Here is a 21,019-nt window from a genome sequence, read left to right on the forward strand (position 1 = left end):
GGACGGGCGGAGGCGGGGGGGTGGACACCAGGGCGGGGCCAGCCGCGACCGGCGGGGGGGGGCACCCCCCCCGGCGCGGGCGGGGGGGCGGGGGGGTTCACCCCGCCGGGCCTCAAAACGCCCCTACGGCCTTGCTTGCTCACCCCCGCCTCCGCCCTTGCGGGCGAGCTCGCCGGCGGCTGAAGACCTTGGTCACCGGCGGCTGGATGACTGGTCGAGGTGGCGGTCACCTGACGGGTGAGGGATCTGGCTGCCGCGCTGGGGACGAAACCAGGCGGTCAGCGAAAGCAGGCCGGGCTGGGTGGTGGGGCGCGGGAACTTAACAATGCCGGTCGCGTCCGCCTTCGGCATCCGTCGTGCGCCGGGCCGGGCTGGGTGGTCGCCTTGCGCTGGGGGACCGGCTTGGCCGAGGTGAAGCTGGGTGGATGTGTCCAGGCGCGAAGGAAATCATCGTCGTGCTCGCGCCTTCTGCCGGGCTCACGGACGCAGGCGATCGCGCGCGCCGGCCAGGTGTCGGGCACGCGTGGAGTGGCCGGTCTTTTCTTACAGCGCCCCCGTTGGTTTGGGGGCTCTCCGGGCGACGGCAAGCGCAGCTCATCGTGAGCAAGGGCAGTACGCAAGCCGCCCTTTGCTTGCGTACTGCCCTTGCTTGCGATTCGCTCCCGCTTGTCGCCGCCCGGAGAGCCCCCAAACCCCCCACCGCAACCATCGCCAGGAGCTCTCCAGCGATGGCTGGGGTCTGGGGCAACGCCCCAGGGTGTTGACCACGCAGCAATGATCAGTGGACCGCCCGGAAGTAATGGCGGGCGGTCCAGTCCGCCAGCTCCACCCCCAGGGTCCGGGCCGCCGTGTCCGCAGTCCGGAAGTGAATACCCAGCCAGACCCGCGCGTCCACCACGTCAGCCCGGAGGGCCGCGCCCGACCGATAATGACGGACCTCCCCCGGCACAGCCGTAGAAATCAGATCGAGGTCCAGCCGCGGCCCCACCACGTACTCCAAGGCCCGCGTCGAAGCCGCCACCACCGAGTTGTACCCACCCACGTAATCGGGGTAGTTCGGCGTAGCGATCAGCGGGGTCCAGGCAGGGTCCGGGCTGGTGGCGGGATTCCCGTCGGCCGCGGCCTCGTGGATCGCCGTGATCGGCCGCCAATACGCGCGGTCCAGTTTCGAGCGCCACGTCAGGATGGCCACGTCGGCCGTGGTCATGGCGGTGGCGGCGAACATCCGGGCGGAGTCCACGATGTCGAGGTTGCGGGTGGTCGCCTGGTCGCGCAGGGCGGCGTTGATCTGGACGACCGCGTTGCCGGCGAAGAAGCGGGCGGTCGCGGTCTGGGCCGCGGTGCGGACCGTCGAGGTCGCTGAGCCCATCGCCTTGGCTTCGGCGAAGTCGCGGGTGTAGCGGCGGGACGTCAGCGTGGGCGGCGCCGGCGGGGTGAACTGGGCGGCGCTGCGGGCCAGCAACGGCGTGACCCGGCCCAGCCACGGCACGGCCATCGGCAGGTTGGCCGGTGGGGTGGGACGCCAGACGCCGGGGGCCGGAGCCGGGGTGTACTGGACGGAGGCGTTGCGGCCGTCGTCGGCTCGCTGGGCGATCAGGTCGCGGGCCACGCGTTCGCCGTAGGCGATGCCGGTCCGCTTGGCGGCTCCGTCGGGGACCGTGGCCAGCGAGGTGGCCAGGGCGGTGTCGAGCGCCGACTGCGCGTACGGGGAGTAGGTCTCGAGGATCTTGTGGCCGGCCGCCGCCGCGGCAGCCGTGGCCGAGGCGCCACGGGGGGCCTGGCCGTGCCGGCGGTAGGGCTCGTAGCGCGGGTGCAGGCCGACCACCGCGTCGTAGATCGCGGCGTGCACGAAGCCCAGGTACAGGAAGCTCTCCGGCACGACTTTGGTGGCGTCGCCGGACAGGGTGGTCACCGCGACCGCGTTCCAGTCGGCGATGACCGAGGCGGTCTCGGCGCGGACGGACGCCGCCTGCGCCGTCCCGGCGTAGACCGGGACCAGTGCGACAGCGGTCGCCGCGACGCCGAGGCGACGCCGAACGGTGCTCATGATGGAGCTCCCTCCTGACGATGCGGCGCCCGGGCGAAGCCACAACCGAAAGGACAGCGACACGCCCGGTGCGCCGTTTCCGCAGGAGACCTTCCTCCCCGGCGCGGCGAAACGCTTCGGCCGGACGGGCGGAGGACGTGGCAGATCTACGACTCTTCGGAGACGGTGGTGATGTCGTCGAGGCCGGCGATGGTCAGGACCGGGGCCAGCAGGCGGTTGGAGCGCAGGCGCAGGCGGTCGACGTGGGGGAACAGGACGGCCAGGCCGGCGCTGTCGATGTATTCGACGCGGGTCAGGTCGACCACGAAGGGGGCGCCGTCCGACTCGCCGTCAGCCGACGTCAACGCGGTCGCGAAGGCGGCGGCGTTGCTCATGTCGATCTCGCCGGTCGCGGTGAGCACGACGGCGCCGTCCGGGCGGCGGCCCGTGCTGCAGGTCAGCGGTGTGCTCATCGGGAAATCCTCGCTTGCAGGCCGACGATGGTCCCGGCCGTGCCGGTGGTCACGGTCACTTCGCTCATCAGCGCCCGCATCAGGGCGAAGCCCCGGCCCCGGTGCGGGTTGGCGGCGGGCTGCGGCGTCTTCCAGAGCCCGGTGTCGGTGATGGTCAGGTGCAGCGTGTGGGCGGTGGCCGCGGCCCGCAGGCGGATCAGGCCGCCGGGCAGCTGGCGGTGACCGTGCTCGATCGCGTTGGCGCACGCCTCCCCCACCGCGACCAGCACGTTCTGCTGGGTCGTGGAGTCCACGCCGCAGCGGGCCAGCCACGTGCGCAACGTCGAGCGCAAGGGGGCCAGGCGGGTCGCCTCGGCCGGGAACTCGACCTCCAGCGGGCCGGGCTGACGGTAGAGGAGCAGGGCGACATCGTCGTCGTACCCGGTGGCCGGTTCCATGCTGTCCATGACGTCGGTCGCCAGCTCTTCGAGCGAGGCCCCGCGGCCCTGCTGGACGGCGGCCACGACCCGGTCGATGCCGACGGTCAGCGACTGGCGGCGGCGCTCGACGAGCCCGTCGGTGTAGAGCAGCAGGGTGGCCCGGACCGGCACTGTGTAGTGGGCTTCGGGGCGGTCGGCGGCCGCGCGCACCCCGAGCGGGCGGGACCGGCCCTGGTCGAGCAGATCGGTGGCGCCGTCGGGACGGGCGACCACGGCCGGCGGGTGCCCGGCGCTGGCGTAGGTCAGATCGCCCGTCGCCGGGTCGAGCACGCCGCAGAAGACGGTCGCGCACATGGCGCCGGGCAGCTGGGCGGCGAACCGGTCGAGCGCGGTCAGCGTCTGCGCCGGGTCGGTGTTCTGCAGCAGCAGAGCCCGGCACGCGCTGCGGAGCTGGCCCATGACGGTCGCCGCCTCCAGCCCGTGGCCGACGCAGTCGCCGACCACGATGCCGATGCGGCCGTCGGTCAGCGTGACCGTGTCATACCAGTCACCGCCGACCTTGAGCGGGCGGGTGGCGGGCGCGTAGCGCACGGCGAAACCGACCGGCAGCTGGGCCGGGCCGAGGATCGCGCGTTGCAGGGCCAGCGCCGTCTCGCGCTGCTCGTCGATCTGGTGGATGCGGTGCAGCCCCTGGCCGAGGTGGCCGGCGAGCAGCGCCAGCAGGGTCCGGTCCTGCTCGGTGAACGGCCGCTTCTCGCGCAGCTCGAGACTCAGGACCATCGTGCCGTCGGGGTGCTCGAGCGCGATGCCGGCCCTGCCGGGCTCGTCGGCGACCGGGGTGAGCAGCGGTTTGTCGCGCAGGTCGGTGAGCGCCTGGCGCCGCTCGGGGGTCAGGGCGTCCCAGCGGGCGTACTCGTCGGTGGTGACCAGGGTGGGTGGGCCGGAGCCGTTGAAGACGGCCGCGTGGACCCGCTTGGCCTGCCACAGCTCGCCCAGCTCGGGCAGCACGCCGCTCAGGGCCCCGGGCAGGCTCTCGGCCTGGGACAGGCGCACGCTCAGCGCGGCCAGGGCGCTCTCCCGCTGCACCGCGTAGTGCTCGTCGGTGACGTCGCGGAACGTGCCGACGATGACCCGCCGCCCGGTGTCGGGGTCGGCGACCTGGTTGAAGGCGGCGGCGACCCAGAGCCGGTGCCCGTCTCGATGCTGCACCGGGATCGTGTAGTTGCCGCGGGTCTGCCCCACCAGCAGCTCCAGGGCTTCGGCGACCTGCTCGTACGCCGCGGGGTCGGTGTCGTGGTCGGGCCACCAGGGATGCACCGGCGGGTACGGCAGTCCTTCCGGTCCGAAGCCGAGCACGTCGGTGAACGTCGAGTTCGTCTCGATGACGACGCCGTCCTCGTCGCAGACGAAGAACGCCTCCTGCAGCGAGTCGATCAGCGCCGTGCGCCAGCGCGAGTGGTGGTTGCGCAGCCGGGCCAGCTCGACGTTGGCGCGGACGCGGGCCAGCAGCTCGGCCGACGAGAACGGCTTGACCAGGTAGTCGTCGGCACCGGCTTCGAGGCCCTCGATGGACGCCTCCTGCCCGGCCCGCGCCGACAGCAGCAGGACGGGTGTCCCCGCCGTACGGGAATCGGCCCGCAGAGCCGCCACCAGCTCGAGGCCGCCGAGCCGGGGCATCATGACGTCGCTGACGATCAGGTCGGGGTTGCGCACCCGGGCCGCTTCGAGGGCGGCCTGTCCGTCGGGCACGGTCTGCACGATATGGCCGGCCGAGCGCAACAGCCGGCCGAGGTAATCCCGCATGTCGGCGTTGTCGTCGGCGACCAGGACGGTGGCCGGCGCCTTCGTCGTCGGCGGCAGGTCGGGCGTGGCCGGCGCGGCACCCGGCAGCCAGCGCAGGGCCTCCTGCACGTACGGCTCGGCGCCCGAGGTGACCGCGGCGGTGCTGCTCGGTGAGGTGACGGCGCCCGCCGGCAGATGGTCGATGCCCAGCGGCAAGCGGATCGTGAAGGTGGTGCCCTCGCCGAACGTGCTCTCGGCCGTGATGGTGCCGCCGTGGAGCTCCACCAGCTCCTTGACCAGCGCGAGGCCGATGCCGCTACCTTCGTTGGACCGGGACCGGGCGTTCTCGATGCGGTGGAACCGCTCGAACAGGCGCGGCATCTCGTCCGTGGGCACCCCGACCCCGGTGTCGGTCACCGTCACCGTGGCGACGCCGGCTTCTTCCCGTACGGCTATCCGGACGCCGCCGGTGAAGGTGAACTTGAGAGCGTTGCTGAGCAGGTTGAGGACGATCTTCTCCCACATGCCGCGGTCGAGGTGGACCGGCTCGCGCAGCGGCGGCGTGTCCACCTCGAACGTCAGCCCGGCCCGCTCGACCGCCGAGCGGAACACGCTGGCCAGTTCGGCGGTGGCGTTGGCCAGGTCGACCGGCTCGAACCGGGCCTGCATGCGCCCGGCCTCGAGGCGCGAGAAGTCGAGCAGCACGTTGACCAGCTTGCCCAGCCGCAAACCGTTGCGGTGGATCACCTCGAGCTCGGCCCGCACGCTGTCGTCGGCGAGGTCGGCCCGGGTCAGCAGCTCCTCGAGCGGCCCCATGATCAGCGTCAGCGGGGTGCGGAACTCGTGGCTGATGTTGGAGAAGAAGGCGGTCTTGGCCCGGTCGAGCTCGGCCAGCTCCTCGGCCCGGCGCTGCTGGGCCTGATAGCTGCGGGCGCTCGCGATGCCGGCGGCCACGTGCCCGGCGGTCAGCTCGACGAACCCGCGGTAACTCTCGTCGAGCGCGCGGTAGCGGTTGAGGCCGGCGACCATGAACCCGTACGGGATGTCGCCCTGTTGCAGCAGCGGCACGAGCAAGGCCTCGTCCGGCGGCTCGGGCCAGTCACCGGCCGGCCGGTCGCCGTCGAGCGGCACGACCACCGCATCGCCCCGGGCCACGACCTCGGTCGGCCACTTGTCGACATGCCCGAGGGGATGGCCGACCGGGACGCCGGTGGCCTGGGCCAGGCGTACGCCGCCCGGCTCGAACAGGTAGGTGAGCGTGAACGGCAGGTCGCGCAGGTTGCGGCCGAGCTGACTGCCGGCGAAGTCGAGCGTCTGGGCCTCGGTGCGCACCACGCTCGGGTCGGAGCCGAGGTCGCGCAGCGTGGCCATCCGCCGCTCGCCGATCACCCGGTCGGTCTCCTCGCTGACCACGCACAGCATGCCGACCAGCGCACCGTCGTCGTCGCGGAGCGGGCTGTAGGAGAAGGTGTGGTAGGTCTCCTCGGTGTAGCCGGAGCGCTCCAGGAAGAGCAGCAGTGCCTCGTCCCAGGTCGCGTGGCCGGTGGAGAGCACGGTCTCGATGCGCGGGCCGATGTCGTCCCAGATCTCGGCCCAGACCTCGTTGGCCGGCCGGCCCAGCGCCCACGGATATTTGCGGCCCAGCGTGTCGCGCCGGTAGGCGGCGTTGCAGAAGAACGTCAGCTGCGGGCCCCAGGCCATCCACATCGGGAAACGGGACGACAGCAGGATGCTGACCGCCGTCCGCAGGCTCTGCGGCCACTGCTGGGGTGGGCCGAGCGGGGTCTGCTCCCAGTCGACCCGCAGGAGGTCGCGACCGACGTCCCCGCCACCGGCGAACACCTCGGCACCGGCCGGTCGGTCCTGAGTCATCGCGCGAGCTTCTCCCGTTCCTCGCCCGTCGGCGCGGTGTCGCCTCGTAGGATACGCAGCCCGCGGCTGTCCACCGTCCTCCGGGCGGGTGCCCTATACCCAGACCGCCGGTTGCTATCCCCCGCACGGCCCGGATGACCATGGGCGACTCCCCCGTCACGGCGGTTGGGGGGTCACCCGGACGCCGGACGGTTCCCGCAATTCATACGTCTGACCGATGGGACAGCGCAGTTCCACCCTGAATTCTCAGAGGTACGGAATCCATTTCCCGCGCAACCGTCGACAATGGTCTATCCCCAGGTGGGGCCGGGCATCACTGCTCATGCGAACGGCTATCCGCCGCCATTTTCCGGCCGACCCCGGCCGGATTACCCCTTGGGAAGGAATACCCGTGGAACAACTCGGTCGCCACTATGTCCTGCACGAAGAAATCGGGCAGGGCGCATCGGCGACCGTGCGGCGGGCCACCAGTCGTCGCGGCGGACCCGAACTGGCGGCCAAGCTCCTGCGTCCGCACCTGGCCGACGACCCGCGGGTGCGCGCCGTGCTCCTGCGCGAGGAGGCCGCGCTGCGCGACCTCACCCACCCGGCGGTCGCCGCGGTGCGCGACGTCGTCGCCGAGCCCGGCGTGCTCGCCCTGGTCACCGACTTCGTGGACGGTCGCAACCTGCGCCGTTACCTGACCAACCGGGGTGGCACGCTGCCGGCCGCGGAGGCCGCCGCCATCGCCGCCCAGGTCGCCGGGGCGTTGGCCGTCGCGCACGCCCAGGGAGTGCTGCACCTCGACCTGACGCCCGAGAACGTGCTGGTCCTGCGGGACGGCCCTACGGCCACGGCTGTCCGGGTCACCGACTTCGGCCTGACCGCCCTGCTGCGTGAGGCGGGCGCGGGCGTCCCGGCCTCCGGTTACGAGGCGCCCGAGCTGGGCCGGGGTGGCCTGCCGACCGCGGCCGCCGACGTCTACGCGCTCGGCCTGCTGACGGCGGAGATCGTCTCCGGCGTACGCCCGGACGCCACCGACAGCTTGTCGGCCCTGCCGCCGGTGCTGCGCTCGCTGGTGAGCAAGCTGCTGGCCGCCGAGCCGTGGGAGCGACCGTCCGCGCGTAGTGCCGCGGCCCAGTTCCGCTCGATCGCCGGCCGCCTGTCGGGCGAGCCGCAGCCCGAGCTCACCGTCGACGTGGATCCCGGTCCGCCCGCCGCCGAGCAGGCCCGGTCGTCCGAGCAGGCCCGGTCGTCCGAGCAGGCCCGGTTGTCCGAGCAGGCCCGGTTGTCCGCGGCCGGCGCGGGGACCGGCATCCCGGCGCCGCCGTCCGCGACGGGCCTGCCGCCCGGCTCGTCCTCGGCGGATCTCGTCGTCGGCGAGTGGGTCGAGGACGACTCGACGGTCCGGGCCCGGGCCTGGCTGGGCGCCGAGCACGTCCACGTGACCACCGTCCACCAGCAGCCCTCGCCGCGACGCAAGCAGACCGGCCCGGCATACGCCGCCGGCCCCGGCCCCGCCCCGGCGCCGAACGGCCGGTGGTGGGGCCGCAAGCGCACGGTCATCGCCTCCTCGGCCGCCGCCCTGGCCGTGATCGCGGCGCTGGCCATCACCCTCGAGGCCAACGCCGGCGACGATCCCGTCGTGATGCCGCCCGCGCCCACGACGTCGGCCGCGACGACGGCACCGGCCACCTCACCGGCCACGGTCGCTCCCGTCCCCATCCCGACCGAGACCGTCGCTCGCAAGGACACCACCCGGGCCACCTACGCCGACCACCTGCCCGGCGACAACGGCACCCTCTATGTCGCCCTGCACGACGGAAAGGCGGTCGCCTACCTCTGCGACGGCAACCGCATCGAGGTCTGGTTCAGCGGCACCGCGGCCGACGGCGCCCTGACGATGACCAGCAAGAAGGGCGCCAAGCTGACCGGCTCCTACACCGCACAGGCGTTGAGCAGCCGGCTCACCCTGCAGGGCAAGACCTCCGCGTACGACGTCCCGGCCGTCCACAAGCCGTCGGGCCTCTACCGAGCGTCCGGCCGGGTGCGCAACGCCACGGTGAAGGGCGGCTGGATCATTCTGCCCGACGGCCGCCAGGTCGGCGTCCTCAATGTCGGCGACACCTCGCAGACCGCTCCCGAACTCAACCCGACCACCGGCACAGCCACCCTGGACGGCACCACGGTCACCTCGGAGGAGGTGGACGTCGAGACCGGCCAGGGCTTCCCTAGTTGAAGGGCGGCCGGCTGACGCCGAAGCGCTGGTGGATGCGGGCGGCGCCGTTCTCGGTGCGCATCACGACGAAGCCGATGGTGCCGAGGATCGCGGCCACGCCCATCAGGCCCCAGAACGTCTGATGGGTCCAGTCCAGGTAGGCGAAGATGCCGCAGAAGCCGACGGCCAGGGCACCCACGCCGGCCGTCATCTGCAGCCGGCGGGCCAGGTCGATGAACATCCGGTGGGCGTCGCGGGCCTCGCCGAAGTGGGACGGCGGCGTCCATTTCTTGGTGATCCAAAGCCCGACGGCGGTGCCCGCCCAGAACAGGGCCAGCCAGAGGTTCCAGGCGCGGGCGTCGCCGAGGAAGTAGGCCGGTGGGATCTCCAGACCGCCGATCGCGAAGGGCAGGAAGCAGTCCAGGAAGGACGGCGCCCAGCGGATCAGGACGCTGAGGGTCAGATACCAGTAGAAGACGCACACGAAGATCAACAACAGCGCGACGGCCTGCAGCCCGACCAGCACGCTGGGGTCGTCGAACGTCTTCTCGGCCAGCAGCGCCAGCGCGACGCCCTGGATGATGCTGACGATGGTGATGAAGCCGTTGGGCGACATCTCCAGCGAGCGCCGGATGAGGACGTCATGGGTCAGCGCCTCGATGCCCTCCCCGCGCACGACCGGCGGTGGGGCGGGATCGCCCGGGATCCCGTACGAATGGCGGGGTGATGACGGTGCGTAGCTCGAGCGAGAGGCTTGGCGACGCCGTCGCGTTCTGGTGAGTTCGGGAGATTCCGCTGCCACGACCCACATCCTGCCCAGCCGGTCAACACCCTTTCCCCCGTACGGGAATGACGGGTTGACAACTCCCCCGGCCATCAGTTTTCCCTGCTCAGCGCCGTTACGATGATCAGTGGGAATTGATCTCGGAATTGGCTGATCTGACCAGTCAGGCCGCCCGTTGAATCGGCGGAAAAAGCCCCGTAAAGCGACACGCGGAATGCTTTCCGTGGCACCACGGTCACGTCGCGTCTGCTCACCCACCGCAGTCCTCAGCAGGGCCTGAACACGAAGTTCCGGCCCTGCCGTCTATGACTCCGAGTGAAAAAGGACAATCAGGAGTCGGACGTCACCTGGCGGTGACCTCCGCCGTCTCGTCGTTCGCGGGCAGCGAGTCCATGAACGAGCTCACCGAGAACACGGCCCGGCCGGCTCCGGCCGGGCCGTACCCGGGCGGGCTGGACAGGCCGTTGGCGTCCATCACCGCGCGGTACGTCTCGAGCAGCCGCACGTGGTATTCCAACGGCGCGCCCTCCGGGTTCGACTTGCCCAGCGGGGTCGTCGGCTCCGGGCACCACGTGGTGAACCGCGGCGTGATGCCGCGCGACATGAAGTACTGCAGGCCCTCGGCGGTCGAGTCGATCGCCTCGTTCACGGTGGTGAAGCCGTGCGGCGCGGCCATCTCGACCCCGGCCACGAAGTTGGGGATCACGTTGCGCGGCCCGAAGACCTCGGCCGACTCGAGGATGCGGCGGTGCCACTCCGCGCGGCCCACGTAGCGCTCCTTGCCGGGGCAGTAGAGCTCGAACAGCTTCTTGTCCCACACCTCGTAGTTGGGGTGATAGATCTGGATGCCGTAGTCCTTGAAGCGCTGGACGTCGGCCCGGGGCAGCGCCTGGGCCACCACCTTGCCGATCCACCGCCCGGGGAAGTGCTCCTCGATCGCCTGCGCGTACTGGCCGTAGAAGTCGGCCTCGGTCTTGCCGCCGACCTGCGAGGTGATGCTGCCGCCGGTCAGCGTGTAGGCCTGCGACGTGCGCGCGGTGTCGTGCTTGTCGATGATCGCGAGCGCCTCGAGGATCTCATCGACCGGCTTGACTCCGGTGTAGGGCCGACCGGCCGCCTTGTGCTGGCGCCAGTTGTGGTTGATGTCGCAGTACTGGCACTCCTCCTTGGCGCCGAAATACTGGCAGACCCGGAAGGCGGTCAGGTAGATCAGGTAGCCCCACTGGATCGTCGGGGCCACCTCCATCACCCGCTTGCCGTTGGCCAGCGTGTGCCGGTAGTAGTCGGGCATCGGGGGCAGCCCGACGTCGGCGATCGGCTTGCCGTCGAGGTAGAGGTGCATGACGCCGTCGTCGTCGGTCTTCACCCGGTACGGCGAGCTCGGGTTGATGCGGACCGACACGACCGTACGGCGGAAGTCATAGGGGCCGCCGGTGAGCACGATCTCCTCCGGCGGGCGGCGCAGCGCGGCCGTGCCCAGCTCGGGGAGCGTGCGGTGGTCGAACGAGAAGATGAAGTACGACTTCGGCTTGACGTCGCCGTTCTCGTTGTCGGTCAACGCCGAGTCGTCGAACGCCAGCCCGCCGCGCAGCAGGTCCTCCTTGACGACGGCCTCCCGCGGAACATTCGGGAAACGTGCCATCAAGTCCTCGACGACATCGGTGCGTGACCGCATGGGCCCTCCTGATCAACAAACCAACCGCGACCTACCCCACCACACTGCCGCCCCGCCCCCGGCACCTGCAAATGGATGCGCGATCAATCACTTACCGTACGAGGATGGACGGCGAGGACGAACGCTACGTGCTCATCAAGGGACGCCGGTGGCGCGCCACCGACCCGGCCATCCCCGAGGACGTCGGGGCCGTGCTGCGCAAGGCCCTGATGGCCGCCCGCCGCGACGTCGGCACGCTCAAGCGCGCGGGCGAGGACACCGCTCCGGCCCGGGCCCGCGTCCAGCTGGCCAAGGTGGCTCTGGGCGAGCGCGGGACGCCGTGGTGGGAGCAGTCCCTCGACGAGCGGCGGAAGCGGTGGGAGGAGGGGGTGCGGGCACTGGCGCCAGAACGATGAGCGCCACCCCGGCCGCGATCACTCCGGTGGCCAGCAGCGTGCGCCCGGTCAGCGGCTCGCCGAGGATCCACCAGCCCAGCACGACCGCGACGACCGGGTTGACGAACGCATAGGTGCCGGCGATCCGCGGCGCGACGTGGTCGAGCAGCCAGGTGTACGCGGTGCAGGCGACCTGTCGGTGGAGGCGCTGGCCCGGGCGCGCGGCGTTCCGCGGCGCCGGCTGACCGACCTGGCCCTCCAGCGGGTTCGGGGCCTGCTGGATAATCGGCGGCGTGGCAAACATGGAAGCGACCAGGTCGCTGCGGTGGTACAGCGTGATCGCCGTGCTGGTCTTCGGCATAGTGCCCACAGTGATGCTGATCCTGCTGGTGACCGGCGGTCACACACCGGGCTCGGTCGGTCTGCTGCTGATCGGCGGCATCCCCCTGGTGATCGCGGCCGGCGTCTTCTCGCTGCGCGGCCTGCGGGACACCGAACCGGAGCAGGCGGCCCGCCACCTGAACCTGAGCCTGGCCCTGGTGGCCGGAGCCGACCTGCTCATGCTGGGCGGCAACGCCCTGATCCGGATGGGCGCCTGATCACACCCCCAGCCACTGGCGATAGGTGGTCTCGGCCAGCACGGCGTCGTCCCCGGCGAGCAGGGCAGTGCCCCGGACGTACGAGTAAAGGCCGGCCGAGGGATCCACCACGACCGGTCGTTCGTCGCCCCGAGCGGCCAGCGTCATCCGTCCCAACTGGTCGAGCGGGAAGACCTCGGGACCGGCGATCTCCAGGATGTCCTCGAGGACGCCGGTCGCGGCGACGCCGGCCACGATACGGACCACGTCGTCGGCGGCGATCGGCTGCAGCAACGTGGCCGGTAGCCGGACCGTGGTCTCGTCGGAGGTCCACGACACGACCCGGTCGATGAACCACCACCTCGGCGCCTTTCACCGCCTCGGGCAGCCCCTGCCCGGTGCGCAGGTCGACGCCGGTGGACAGCGAGTGCGGCGTCGCCTCGTGACCGCGCGACCTCAGCACGGCGACGACCCGCGAACCGATCAGCCCCGTCCCGCCCAGCACGGCGATCCTCACGACGTCCCCCCTCGCACGACCGCCACCGGGCCGGCCGCGTGGTAAAGCAGTGACTGGCTGACCGAGCCGAGCAGCAGACCCTGGAAGGCGCCCAGGCCGCGGGCACCGACCACGGTCAGCTGCGTCTCCCGGGACAGCTCGGCCAGCATCTGGCGCGGATGTCCGTGCAGCGCCAGCGGGGCCACCTCGACATCGGGATACTTGCCCCGCCACCCGCTCAGCTGCTCGCTGAGCGTGCGCTGCGCCTCCGCCTCGTACGTCTCGGCCGCGGTCGACGCCGAGCGCCATTGATGGGCGCCCGCCGGGCCATCCTCGTGCCAGGCGATCACCGGCCTCAGCGGCACCCCGCGGCGCGAGCTCTCGTCGAACGCGAACCCGACCGCCTGCTCGGACGACTCCGAGCCGTCGACCCCGACGACCACCGGCCCCACCGGCGGTTCGTCGCCCCGGATCACCAGCACCGGGCAGTCGGCGTGCGCGGCCGCGTGCACCGCCACCGAGCCGATGACGATGCCGCTGATGCTGCCCAGGCCGCGGTCGCCCAGCACCAGCAGGGCCGCGCCCCGCGAGGCCTCGATCAGCACCGGCGCCGCCGGGCCGTCGATCAGGGCCTTGGTGACCCGAACACCGGGCTGGGCGGCCTGGGCCGTCCGCACCGCCTCGTCCAGCAGGCCGGCCGCGAAGTTCTCCAATCCGCTGTCCGGCATGTCCGCGGCGACCGGCCCGGTGTCCACCCGCACCATCGGCCAGCGGAAGGCATGCACGATGTGCAGCGGCATGGCGCGGCGGGACGCCTCGGCCGCCGCCGCGCGCACCGCGTTCAAAGCTTGCTCGGAACCGTCGATACCCACGATCACGCGTGCTCGCATCGGTAACCCCTCTCGCTCCTCACCCCTCACTGACCGGCGTCGCCCGCCGAACGTGACGGTCACCGTGTCGCTGGTCTCGTGTCACGTAGAACGCGCACCCCGTGGGTAGGGCTGGAAAGACCACTCCAGCGCAAGCGGAAGGTGCCCGTCATGAACCTGGCATTCCTGCGACCCCTGTTCGACCGCCCCGGCTCGTGGGTGTCGGTCTATCTCGACACGACGCGGTCCGAGCAGAACGCCGAGCACGAGATCGACCTCCGGTTGCGCGCGATGCGGGAACAGCTGACCGCGCGTGGCGCCGACCCGGCCACCATCAACGCCGTCGAGGACACTGTGCACGAACGCCCCTACCTGCCGGGACGGCACGGCATCGCCGTCTTCGCCAACGGCACCGACGTCGCGCTGGTCGAGGCCCTCCCGGCCGCGCCGGTCGCCGGGAGCGCGTACGCCGAACCGCTCCCCCACGTCATGCCGCTGCTCGTCCAGCGGGGCGAGGAGATCTCGTACGTCCGGGTCCTCGCCGACCGCACCGGGGGTGACCTGGACGCGCTCAGCGTCGGCGGCGCCCCGCGCCACGAGACGGTGGCCGGCACCGAGACCTGGCCGATCCACAAGGCCCGGGCCGGCGGCTGGTCGGAAACGCGGTACGACCACTCGGTCGAGGAGACCTGGAAGCGCAACGCGGGCGACGTGGCGGCCGCCGCGGTCGATCTGGCCGAGACGATCGGCGCCGAGGTGATCGTGGTCGGCGGCGACATCCGCGCCGTCCAGGATCTGATCGCGAAACTGCCCAAGCGCTGGCACGACCGGGTGGTGCGCACCGAAGCCGGCTCCCGCGGCGCCGGCGCCGACGAGACCGCCCTGGACGACGTCACGCTCCGAGCCATCGCCGACACCGCCGCCCGGCACACCGGTGACGTCATCGACCGCTACCGGGCCCAGCTGGGCGAGGGCGGCGCGAGCGCCGGCCTGACCGACGTGGTGGCCCGTCTGCAGCGCGGCCAGGCCGACGCCGTCCTGCTCAACGACGACCAGTCCTCGACCGACAAGCTGTGGATCGACCCGGACGACCCGACGGTGGTCGCGGTCGACGAGCAGGCGCTGCGCGAGGCCGGGGTCCAGCAGCCGCTGCGGGTGCGGGCCGACGCCGCGCTGGTCCGGGCCATCGCGGGCACCGGCGCCCAGCTCTTCCTGGTCACGCCGGAGCAGGTGCGGCTGGAACACGGCATCGGGGCCGTGCTGCGCTACCCCGACCTTCCAGCTAACCGGTAGAGCAGTTGGGTGCTCGCCAGGACGACAGGATCGCCGCCGATCGCCATCGTCAATGGCATGAGAAATCGTTTGGTCGGCGGCCGCTACCGGCTCGGCTCACTGCTGGGCCGCGGCGGCATGGGCGCGGTGTGGCTGGCCGGCGACGAGCTGCTCGGCCGGCCGGTCGCGGTCAAGCAGGTGGAGCACCCGGCCCGGGCGGCGCGGGTCCGGGCGCTCGAGGAGGCCCGGGCCGCGGCGAGCGTGACCCACCCGGGCACGGTGCGCATCCTCGACCTGGTGCGCGACGGCGACGAGGCGTGGATCGTCATGGAGGCGCTGGGCGGACGGACCCTGGCCGACGTCCTGGCCAACGACGGCCCGCTGCCGGTCGAGGCGGTGCGCCGGATCGCCCTGCACCTGCTGGACGCGCTGGCCGCGGTGCACCGGGCGGGCATCGTGCACCGCGACGTCAAACCGGGAAACGTGCAGCTGTGCCCCGACGGCCGGGTGGTGCTCATCGACTTCGGCATCGCCTACACCGTCGGGGCCGCGGTCACCCCGGCCGAAGGCTTCGAGGGCAGCCCGGCGTACGTCTCGCCGGAGCAGCTGCACGGGGCGCCGCCCGAGCCCGCGAGCGACCTGTTCACGCTGGGCGCCACCCTGTACGCGGCGGTCGAGGGCCGCTCACCGTTCGACCGGGGCGACCTGTTCGCCACGATGCTGGCCGTGACGGAAGCCACGCCGGCCCCGTTCCACCGCGCCGGCCCGCTCCGCCCGGTCATCGAAGGCCTGCTCGCGGCCGACCCGGCCCGCCGGTGGAGCGTCGAGCAGGCACGCGAGGCCCTGATCACACCGGGTGTGAGTGCAGTCAACGTACCGATGTCGAAACCGCGCTCCCGGCGCATGATCAACGCATGACGACGTACGGGAACGAGCGCTGGACGGCCTCGGCGGCGGTGACGCCGCCGCCCGCGCCGCAACGCTCCCGCCGGTGGCTGCTCTGGCTGGGCATCGCCGTCGTGGTGGTCATCGTCGGCGTGGGCGTCCTGGTGGTGCGGCCGTCACCGGTGGTGCCGGCCGACACGTACGTCGTCGGGGTGGCCATCGGCGGACTCGACCGCAACGGCCTGCGCGGCGCGATCGACGGCCCGGTACGCCTGCGCGTGGAACAGCCGGTGGCGATCGTCGCCGGCACCGAGCGCTTCACCGTACGGCCGGCCGAACTCGGCATCCGGCTCGACGTCGCCGCCACCGAGCGCAGCGCGGGCACCACCAGGCTGCGCCTCCCCGGTGAGCGACGGGAACTGCCGCCGGCGCTGACCGTCGACGAGAGGCGAGCGCAGGAGGGCTTGAACGAGGCACTGAAGCCGGTCAACCAGCCGGCCCGCAACGCGTCGGTCCGGCTGGCGGCGCCACAGACGGTGCTCGACGGAAAGGGCGATCTGGCCTACACCGCATCGGACCGAGGCGTGACGCTCGACCCGGGCGAGCCCGGCCGGGGCGTGCAGACCCAGGACGCCGTACGGCTCCTGACCGAAGCAGTACGAAGTGGCAGCACGATGGTGAGCCTCCCGGCGAAGACCCTGCAACCGGCCGACGACACCCCGAAACTGGCGGGCGTGGACCAGCTGATCGGCACGTTCACGACCTACCACCCGTGCTGCGCGCCCAGAGTCACCAACATCCACCGGATAGCCGAACTCATCGACGGCACGGTGGTGCCGGCCGGAAAGACGTTCTCCCTGAACGACGCGGCCGGCGAACGCACCCGCGCCCAAGGTTTCGTGCCGGCCCCCGCCATCGTGGACGGCGAACTGGAGGACCAACTGGGCGGCGGCGTCTCCCAGTTCTCGACAACCCTGTTCAACGCGGCCTGGTTCGCCGGACTGGACATCGAGAAACACCAGCCCCACTCGCTCTACATCAGCCGCTACCCCCCAGGACGCGAGGCGACGCTGGACTGGCGCGCCATCGACCAGGTGATCCACAACGACACGTCAGCCCCGCTCGTCATCCGGACGCGCACCACGGATACGTCAGTGACAGTCGGAATCTACGGCCACACGGGCGACCGCGAGGTCTCCTCGGTGACCGGCCCCCGGCAGCCGCGCGACAACGGCGGGTTCCGCATCACGGTCAAGCGCACGATCAGCCAGGGCGGCGACGTCCAGGGGACGAACACGTTGAACTGGACTTATCAAGGCCTCGATTGATTCGCCGGATGCTTGGTGGGTTGGACTTGCTTGCGCTGGACGGGCGGAGGCGGGGGTGAGCAAGCAGGGCCTGAAAAGCAGCTACGGCCTTGCTTGCTCACCCCCGCCTCCGCCCTTGCGGGCGAGCTCGCCGCCGGCTGAAGACCTTGGTCACCGGCAGCTGAATGCCTGACCAGGGTGGCGGTCACCTGACGGGTAGGTGGTCTGGCTGCCGCGCTGGGGGTGAAACCAGGCGGTCAGCGAAAGCAGGCCGGCCTGGGTGGTGGGGCGCGGGAACTTAACAATGCCGGTCGCGTCCGCCTTCGGCCTACGTCGGAGGACGACAACAGCTGGGTCTTTCACCACAGCTCTCACCCTGGCTTGGGGGCTCTCCGGGCGACGGCAAGCGCAGCTCATCGTGAGCAAGGGCAGTACGCAAGCCGCCCTTTGCTTGCGTACTGCCCTTGATTGCGATTCGCTCCCGCCTGCCGTCGCCCGGAGAGCCCCCAAGCCGCCTACCGCAACCATCGCCAGGGAGCTCTCCAGCGATGGCCGGGGGTTCGGGGGCAGCGCCCCTGAGGTCTACCCCCGAAACAGCTGCGCCGGTCGGAAGCGCGGAGCCGGTCTTAAGTGATCGGCTTGCCCAGGGATCGGCTGCGGCCGCGGAACTCCGCCACGACCACATCATCGGCGACTCGGGTGACAGTCACGTCGTAGAGGCCGGAGCGCCCCCGACGGACCCGCTCGACGGCTTGGGCGCGCAAGACATCGCCCGCCCGGCCCGACTCCACGAATGTGATGTCGAAGCCGGCCGCGACAGTAACCACCCCGTACGTATTGCAGGCGACCGCGAACGCACTGTCCGCCAGCGAAGCCATGAGCCCGCCGTGGCACAACCCATACCCGTTGACCATGTCGTCGCGAACTCGCATGGTCAGGGTCGCGCGGCCGGGGGCTACGTCCTCCAACCGCACGCCGAGGGCCGCACTGGCCGCGTCCCGGCTCAGCATGAGCTCCGCGCTGCTGCGGGCCACTTTCTCAGCATCGTCCGACATCGCCCTCAACCTAACACCATGCTAACTTGAACGCGTTCAAGAATGATGGGGGCGACGGCATGGACAGGTTGAGTGCGACCGGGTGGGTCGGTCTGCATGTCGTTGTGGGGGTGTGTGTTCTGCTGTTCGTCCCGCTCGGGTTGGGGGCGCTGGGGCGAGGGCGGGCAATCGTCAGATGGTGGCCGGTTGTCGCGGTGCCGGCCGTGATTGCGCTGATGCTGCCGCGCGGATGGGGCGCCGGCGTGCTGTGCGTGCCCTATCTGGCCGGCTGCCTGGCGGTGCCGATCGCACTGCGGCGGGACAAGTTCGTGGCATTCGCGGCGGCCTGCCTTCCGGTGGCGGCGGCGGGGCTGGTGGCCGAGCGGGTTGGGGTCGCGCTGCTCGGATTCCCGGCCGGGGTGCTCGGGCTGACCGCGGCGCACTTCCACGTGGCCGGGTTCGGGGCTCTCCTGCTGCTGGCGTTGACCGACGCGCGCTACCGGCTGCCGGCCCCGGCCGGGGTGGCCGTGGTGGGGCTGGGCTTCCTCGTCGGCGACACCGTGGGCGACCTGGTCGAGCTGGTCGGCGCCGGCGTTCTGAGCGCGGGGCTGTGGCTGGCGCTGGGCACCCGGGCTGGGCGTGGGGCCCGGTGGCTGTTCGCGCTCAGCCTGGTGACGATGTCGCTGGCCCTGCTCTATGCGGCGGGACAGGTCACCGGCATCCCGCACCTGGGCCTGACCTGGATGGTGCTGACGCACGGCGTGCTGAACGCGGCGGCCGTCCTGACCGCTTTGGTGGTGGCCTGGGCCGGGCGCGAGCAACGGTGGTCGGCGCATCGGTGGTCGTATCGGATCGGCCGGGGGCGGGACCGGTTCGAGGCGGCGTCGGGGGCGCTGCTCGCCTGGGAGATGCACCGCCGGGCGGGCGCCTGGGTCGATCCGGGCACGCCACCGGCGATGCCCGGGCAGCACATGTCGTCGTCGCTGGGCGTGGGGCGCCTGCGGGTGGCCGAGCCTTGTGAGGTTCTGGAGGTCGTACGGGACGCTGACCGGACGTCGATGCACTACCTCGCGTTGCCGGGGCACACCTTCGCGGGTGACGAGCGGTTCAGCGTGCTGCTCGGGGCGGACGGCGTCGTGCGGTTCGAGGTTTCCGTACGCTCGAAGCCCGCCCTGCTGATCGCGCGGCTGGCCGGGCCCCTGGTGCCGGTGGCGCAGTTCCTGTTCATCGCCCGCTGTGCGGCCGTGCTGCAGCGGGCCCCTTCTCCGAGTTGGGCGTGACCGGCATCGTCCAACCCGGAGAGGGGCCGGCTCCTCAGGAGTGCTTGCCGAGCATGCCGTGCGGGTCGATCACGTATTTCTTCGCGGCGCCCTGGTCGAAGTCCTGGTATCCCTGGGGCGCCTGGTCGAGCGGGATCGCCGTGGCGTTGACGTTCTTGGCGATCTGCACCCGGTCGTGCAGGATCGCCATCATCAGGTTGCGGTTGTACTTCATGACCGGGCACTGGCCGGTCACGAACGAGTGCGACTTGGCCCAGCCGAGACCCAGCCGCAGCGACAGCGAGCCCACCTTGGCCGCGTCGTCCACGCCGCCCGGGTCACCGGTGACATAGAGGCCGGGGATGCCGATCGCGCCGCCGGCCCGGGTCACCGTCATCAGCGAGTTGAGCACCGTGGCCGGCTGTTCGACGTCGGCGTCGGCGCCGTGCCCGCGGGCCTCGAAGCCGACCGCGTCGACGGCCGAGTCGACCAGCGGCTCACCGATGGCCGAGGCGTCGGCGCCGAGGATCCGGGAGATCTGCTCGGCCGGGTCGCCCTGGGCCACGTTCACGGTCTCGCAGCCGAAGCTGCGGGCCTGCGCCAGCCGTTCCTCGTTGAGGTCGCCGACGATGACGACCGCCGCGCCCAGCAGCCAGGCCGAGGTGGCCGCGGCCAGACCGACCGGGCCCGCCCCGGCGATGTAGACGGTCGAGCCGCTGGTGACGCCCGCGGACACACAGCCGTGGTAGCCGGTCGGGAAGATGTCGGCCAGCATGGCCAGGTCGAGGGCCTTCTCGATGGCCTGGTCGCGGTCGGGGAACTTCAGCAGGTTCCAGTCGGCGTAGGGCACCAGCACGTATTCGGCCTGCCCGCCGACCCAGCCGCCCATGTCGACGTACCCGTAGGCCGAGCCGGGACGGTCGGGGTTGACGTTCAGGCAGACGCCGGTCTTGCCCTCCTTGCAGTTGCGGCAGCGGCCGCAGGAGATGTTGAAGGGCACCGAGCAGACGTCGCCGGTCTTGATGAACTCGACGCCCGGCCCGACGTCGACGACCTCACCGGTGATCTCGTGACCGAGCACGAGACCGTGCGGGGCGGTGGTGCGCCCGCGCACCATGTGCTGATCGCTGCCGCAGATGTTGGTGACGACGGTCTTGAGGATGGCACCGTGCGGCACCTTGCGGCCGACGTTCAGCTTGTTGACGCCGGGGCCGTCCTTCAACTCGTACGTCGGATAGTCGATGTCGTGGACCTCGACCTTGCCGGTGCCCTCGTAGACCACCGCGCGATTGGCTGGCATCGTTGCCTCCCATCGTCGGGCGACGGGATGTCACGCCGCCATGAACGCCATGTTTCACGGACGGCAGCGGAAAAAGAACCCGGAGTAGTCACGAAAGCTGTCGATTGCGACATCCGCCGCAGGCGATCTCAGGCCGGGACGTGGATCTTTCCCTCGACCGCGGTGAACAGGTCCCGGAGCTTGTCGCCGAAGGCAGCGGCGCCGATGATGATCACGAGGGCGATGAGCGACACGAGCAGGCCGTACTCGACGGCGGTGGCGCCCTCGTCGTTCCGGGTCAGACGAGCCTGGATATAGGCGGCGATGAAGTTCACGAGCTTCCCCCTGTCTCATGGCCGGACAACGCCCCGCCGGCTTCGTTGCCCTCTATCGGCCCGGCCGATATGTCGCTGAGTCGCCGACGGGTGGCCGCGGGGT

17 protein-coding genes and 1 pseudogene are annotated in these 21,019 nt (G+C 71.4%); 7 read left to right on the forward strand and 11 right to left on the reverse strand.

Translation table 11 applies throughout. The features are described from left to right. Nucleotides 1-778 precede the first annotated feature (778 nt). From NAG42_RS16530 to NAG42_RS16540, 3 genes are all read right to left on the reverse strand, one after another. Complete coding sequence (locus NAG42_RS16530) at nt 779-2,047, reverse strand: vanadium-dependent haloperoxidase (RefSeq protein ID WP_250031177.1); 1,269 nt, start codon at nt 2,045-2,047, stop codon at nt 779-781. 146 nt (nt 2,048-2,193) lie between these two features. Then, nucleotides 2,194-2,499: an STAS domain-containing protein gene (locus NAG42_RS16535; RefSeq protein ID WP_250031178.1), complete on the reverse strand. Its 306-nt coding sequence runs from the start codon at nt 2,497-2,499 to the stop codon at nt 2,194-2,196. After that, entirely contained in the window at nt 2,496-6,572 is a 4,077-nt protein-coding gene (locus NAG42_RS16540; protein WP_250031179.1) for a SpoIIE family protein phosphatase, read from the reverse strand. The genes NAG42_RS16535 and NAG42_RS16540 overlap by 4 nt, the downstream gene beginning before the upstream one ends. A gap of 391 nt (nt 6,573-6,963) precedes the next feature. On the opposite strand from NAG42_RS16540, the gene NAG42_RS16545 reads away from it, so the two are divergent. Next, a complete protein-coding gene (locus NAG42_RS16545; protein WP_250031180.1) occupies nt 6,964-8,790 on the forward strand; it encodes a serine/threonine-protein kinase in 1,827 nt (608 codons plus the stop codon). On the opposite strand, the gene NAG42_RS16550 is transcribed toward NAG42_RS16545, so the two are convergent. Both NAG42_RS16550 and NAG42_RS16555 read right to left on the reverse strand, forming a co-directional pair. After that, entirely contained in the window at nt 8,783-9,445 is a 663-nt protein-coding gene (locus NAG42_RS16550) for a hypothetical protein (RefSeq protein WP_250031181.1), read from the reverse strand. The genes NAG42_RS16545 and NAG42_RS16550 overlap by 8 nt on opposite strands. Nucleotides 9,446-9,896: 451 nt before the next feature. After that, nucleotides 9,897-11,228 (reverse strand): radical SAM protein, encoded by a 1,332-nt coding sequence (locus NAG42_RS16555; protein ID WP_250031182.1) that lies wholly within the window; start codon nt 11,226-11,228, stop codon nt 9,897-9,899. A 104-nt stretch (nt 11,229-11,332) separates the two neighbouring features. Between NAG42_RS16555 and NAG42_RS16560 the strand changes: the two genes are divergently transcribed. Further along, nucleotides 11,333-11,623, forward strand: a complete 291-nt coding sequence (locus NAG42_RS16560; RefSeq protein ID WP_250031183.1) for a hypothetical protein — start codon at nt 11,333-11,335, stop codon at nt 11,621-11,623. Between the two features lie 52 nt (nt 11,624-11,675). Here NAG42_RS16560 and NAG42_RS45320 read toward each other — a convergent pair. Further along, nucleotides 11,676-11,963 (reverse strand): annotated as a pseudogene (locus tag NAG42_RS45320) (hypothetical protein); the annotation flags it as partial. Here NAG42_RS45320 and NAG42_RS16565 point away from each other — a divergent pair. Next, nucleotides 11,905-12,201 carry a hypothetical protein gene (locus NAG42_RS16565; RefSeq protein WP_250031449.1) on the forward strand — a complete coding sequence of 99 codons (297 nt, stop codon included), beginning with the start codon at nt 11,905-11,907 and terminating at the stop codon, nt 12,199-12,201. The pseudogene NAG42_RS45320 and the gene NAG42_RS16565 sit on opposite strands and share 59 nt — an antisense overlap. Here NAG42_RS16565 and NAG42_RS16570 read toward each other — a convergent pair whose 3' ends face one another. Together NAG42_RS16570 and NAG42_RS16575 are read right to left on the reverse strand one after the other, a co-directional pair. Continuing rightward, the gene (locus NAG42_RS16570; RefSeq protein ID WP_250031184.1) at nt 12,202-12,519 is read right to left on the reverse strand and encodes an SDR family oxidoreductase; all 318 of its coding nucleotides are present in this window, start codon (nt 12,517-12,519) and stop codon (nt 12,202-12,204) included. 174 nt (nt 12,520-12,693) lie between these two features. Continuing rightward, entirely contained in the window at nt 12,694-13,566 is an 873-nt protein-coding gene (locus NAG42_RS16575) for a universal stress protein (protein WP_250031185.1), read from the reverse strand. Between the two features lie 150 nt (nt 13,567-13,716). Here NAG42_RS16575 and NAG42_RS16580 point away from each other — a divergent pair, with 150 nt between their 5' ends. The 3 genes from NAG42_RS16580 to NAG42_RS16590 are packed head-to-tail and all read left to right on the forward strand — an operon-like array spanning nt 13,717 to nt 17,030. Continuing rightward, nucleotides 13,717-14,838: a baeRF2 domain-containing protein gene (locus tag NAG42_RS16580; RefSeq protein WP_250031186.1), complete on the forward strand. Its 1,122-nt coding sequence runs from the start codon at nt 13,717-13,719 to the stop codon at nt 14,836-14,838. 57 nt (nt 14,839-14,895) lie between these two features. Continuing rightward, nucleotides 14,896-15,735, forward strand: coding sequence for a serine/threonine-protein kinase (locus NAG42_RS16585; RefSeq protein ID WP_250031187.1), 840 nt, complete (start codon nt 14,896-14,898; stop codon nt 15,733-15,735). Continuing rightward, entirely contained in the window at nt 15,732-17,030 is a 1,299-nt protein-coding gene (locus NAG42_RS16590) for a VanW family protein (RefSeq protein WP_250031188.1), read from the forward strand. The genes NAG42_RS16585 and NAG42_RS16590 overlap by 4 nt, the downstream gene beginning before the upstream one ends. A gap of 605 nt (nt 17,031-17,635) precedes the next feature. Here the strand turns inward: NAG42_RS16590 and paaI are convergent. Beyond that, nucleotides 17,636-18,064, reverse strand: a complete 429-nt coding sequence (gene paaI / locus NAG42_RS16595) for a hydroxyphenylacetyl-CoA thioesterase PaaI (RefSeq protein ID WP_250031189.1) — start codon at nt 18,062-18,064, stop codon at nt 17,636-17,638. A 59-nt stretch (nt 18,065-18,123) separates the two neighbouring features. Here paaI and NAG42_RS16600 point away from each other — a divergent pair, with 59 nt between their 5' ends. After that, nucleotides 18,124-19,323, forward strand: a complete 1,200-nt coding sequence (locus NAG42_RS16600) for a YndJ family transporter (RefSeq protein ID WP_250031190.1) — start codon at nt 18,124-18,126, stop codon at nt 19,321-19,323. 34 nt (nt 19,324-19,357) lie between these two features. Here the strand turns inward: NAG42_RS16600 and fdhA are convergent, their stop codons facing one another. Both fdhA and NAG42_RS16610 read right to left on the reverse strand, forming a co-directional pair. After that, nucleotides 19,358-20,602, reverse strand: coding sequence for a formaldehyde dehydrogenase, glutathione-independent (fdhA, locus tag NAG42_RS16605; protein ID WP_250031191.1), 1,245 nt, complete (start codon nt 20,600-20,602; stop codon nt 19,358-19,360). A gap of 128 nt (nt 20,603-20,730) precedes the next feature. Then, nucleotides 20,731-20,916, reverse strand: a complete 186-nt coding sequence (locus NAG42_RS16610) for a Flp family type IVb pilin (RefSeq protein ID WP_250031192.1) — start codon at nt 20,914-20,916, stop codon at nt 20,731-20,733. Between the last annotated feature and the right edge of the window lie 103 nt (nt 20,917-21,019).

It is taken from the genome of Paractinoplanes maris (assembly GCF_023544465.1).
GTDB lineage: Bacteria > Actinomycetota > Actinomycetes > Mycobacteriales > Micromonosporaceae > Actinoplanes > Actinoplanes maris.

What these genes read in the sequence shown, in the direction of transcription:
- NAG42_RS16530 (WP_250031177.1), bottom strand. Translation starts at nt 2,047, where the DNA reads ATGAGCACCGTTCGGCGTCGCCTCGGCGTCGCGGCGACCGCTGTCGCA.
- paaI (WP_250031189.1), bottom strand. Translation starts at nt 18,064, where the DNA reads ATGTCGGACGATGCTGAGAAAGTGGCCCGCAGCAGCGCGGAGCTCATG.
- fdhA (WP_250031191.1), bottom strand. Translation starts at nt 20,602, where the DNA reads ATGCCAGCCAATCGCGCGGTGGTCTACGAGGGCACCGGCAAGGTCGAG.
- NAG42_RS16565 (WP_250031449.1), top strand. Translation starts at nt 11,905, where the DNA reads ATGGAAGCGACCAGGTCGCTGCGGTGGTACAGCGTGATCGCCGTGCTG.
- NAG42_RS16580 (WP_250031186.1), top strand. Translation starts at nt 13,717, where the DNA reads ATGAACCTGGCATTCCTGCGACCCCTGTTCGACCGCCCCGGCTCGTGG.
- NAG42_RS16540 (WP_250031179.1), bottom strand. Translation starts at nt 6,572, where the DNA reads ATGACTCAGGACCGACCGGCCGGTGCCGAGGTGTTCGCCGGTGGCGGG.
- NAG42_RS16585 (WP_250031187.1), top strand. Translation starts at nt 14,896, where the DNA reads ATGAGAAATCGTTTGGTCGGCGGCCGCTACCGGCTCGGCTCACTGCTG.
- NAG42_RS16590 (WP_250031188.1), top strand. Translation starts at nt 15,732, where the DNA reads ATGACGACGTACGGGAACGAGCGCTGGACGGCCTCGGCGGCGGTGACG.
- NAG42_RS16560 (WP_250031183.1), top strand. Translation starts at nt 11,333, where the DNA reads ATGGACGGCGAGGACGAACGCTACGTGCTCATCAAGGGACGCCGGTGG.
- NAG42_RS16575 (WP_250031185.1), bottom strand. Translation starts at nt 13,566, where the DNA reads ATGCGAGCACGCGTGATCGTGGGTATCGACGGTTCCGAGCAAGCTTTG.
- NAG42_RS16535 (WP_250031178.1), bottom strand. Translation starts at nt 2,499, where the DNA reads ATGAGCACACCGCTGACCTGCAGCACGGGCCGCCGCCCGGACGGCGCC.
- NAG42_RS16555 (WP_250031182.1), bottom strand. Translation starts at nt 11,228, where the DNA reads ATGCGGTCACGCACCGATGTCGTCGAGGACTTGATGGCACGTTTCCCG.
- NAG42_RS16600 (WP_250031190.1), top strand. Translation starts at nt 18,124, where the DNA reads ATGGACAGGTTGAGTGCGACCGGGTGGGTCGGTCTGCATGTCGTTGTG.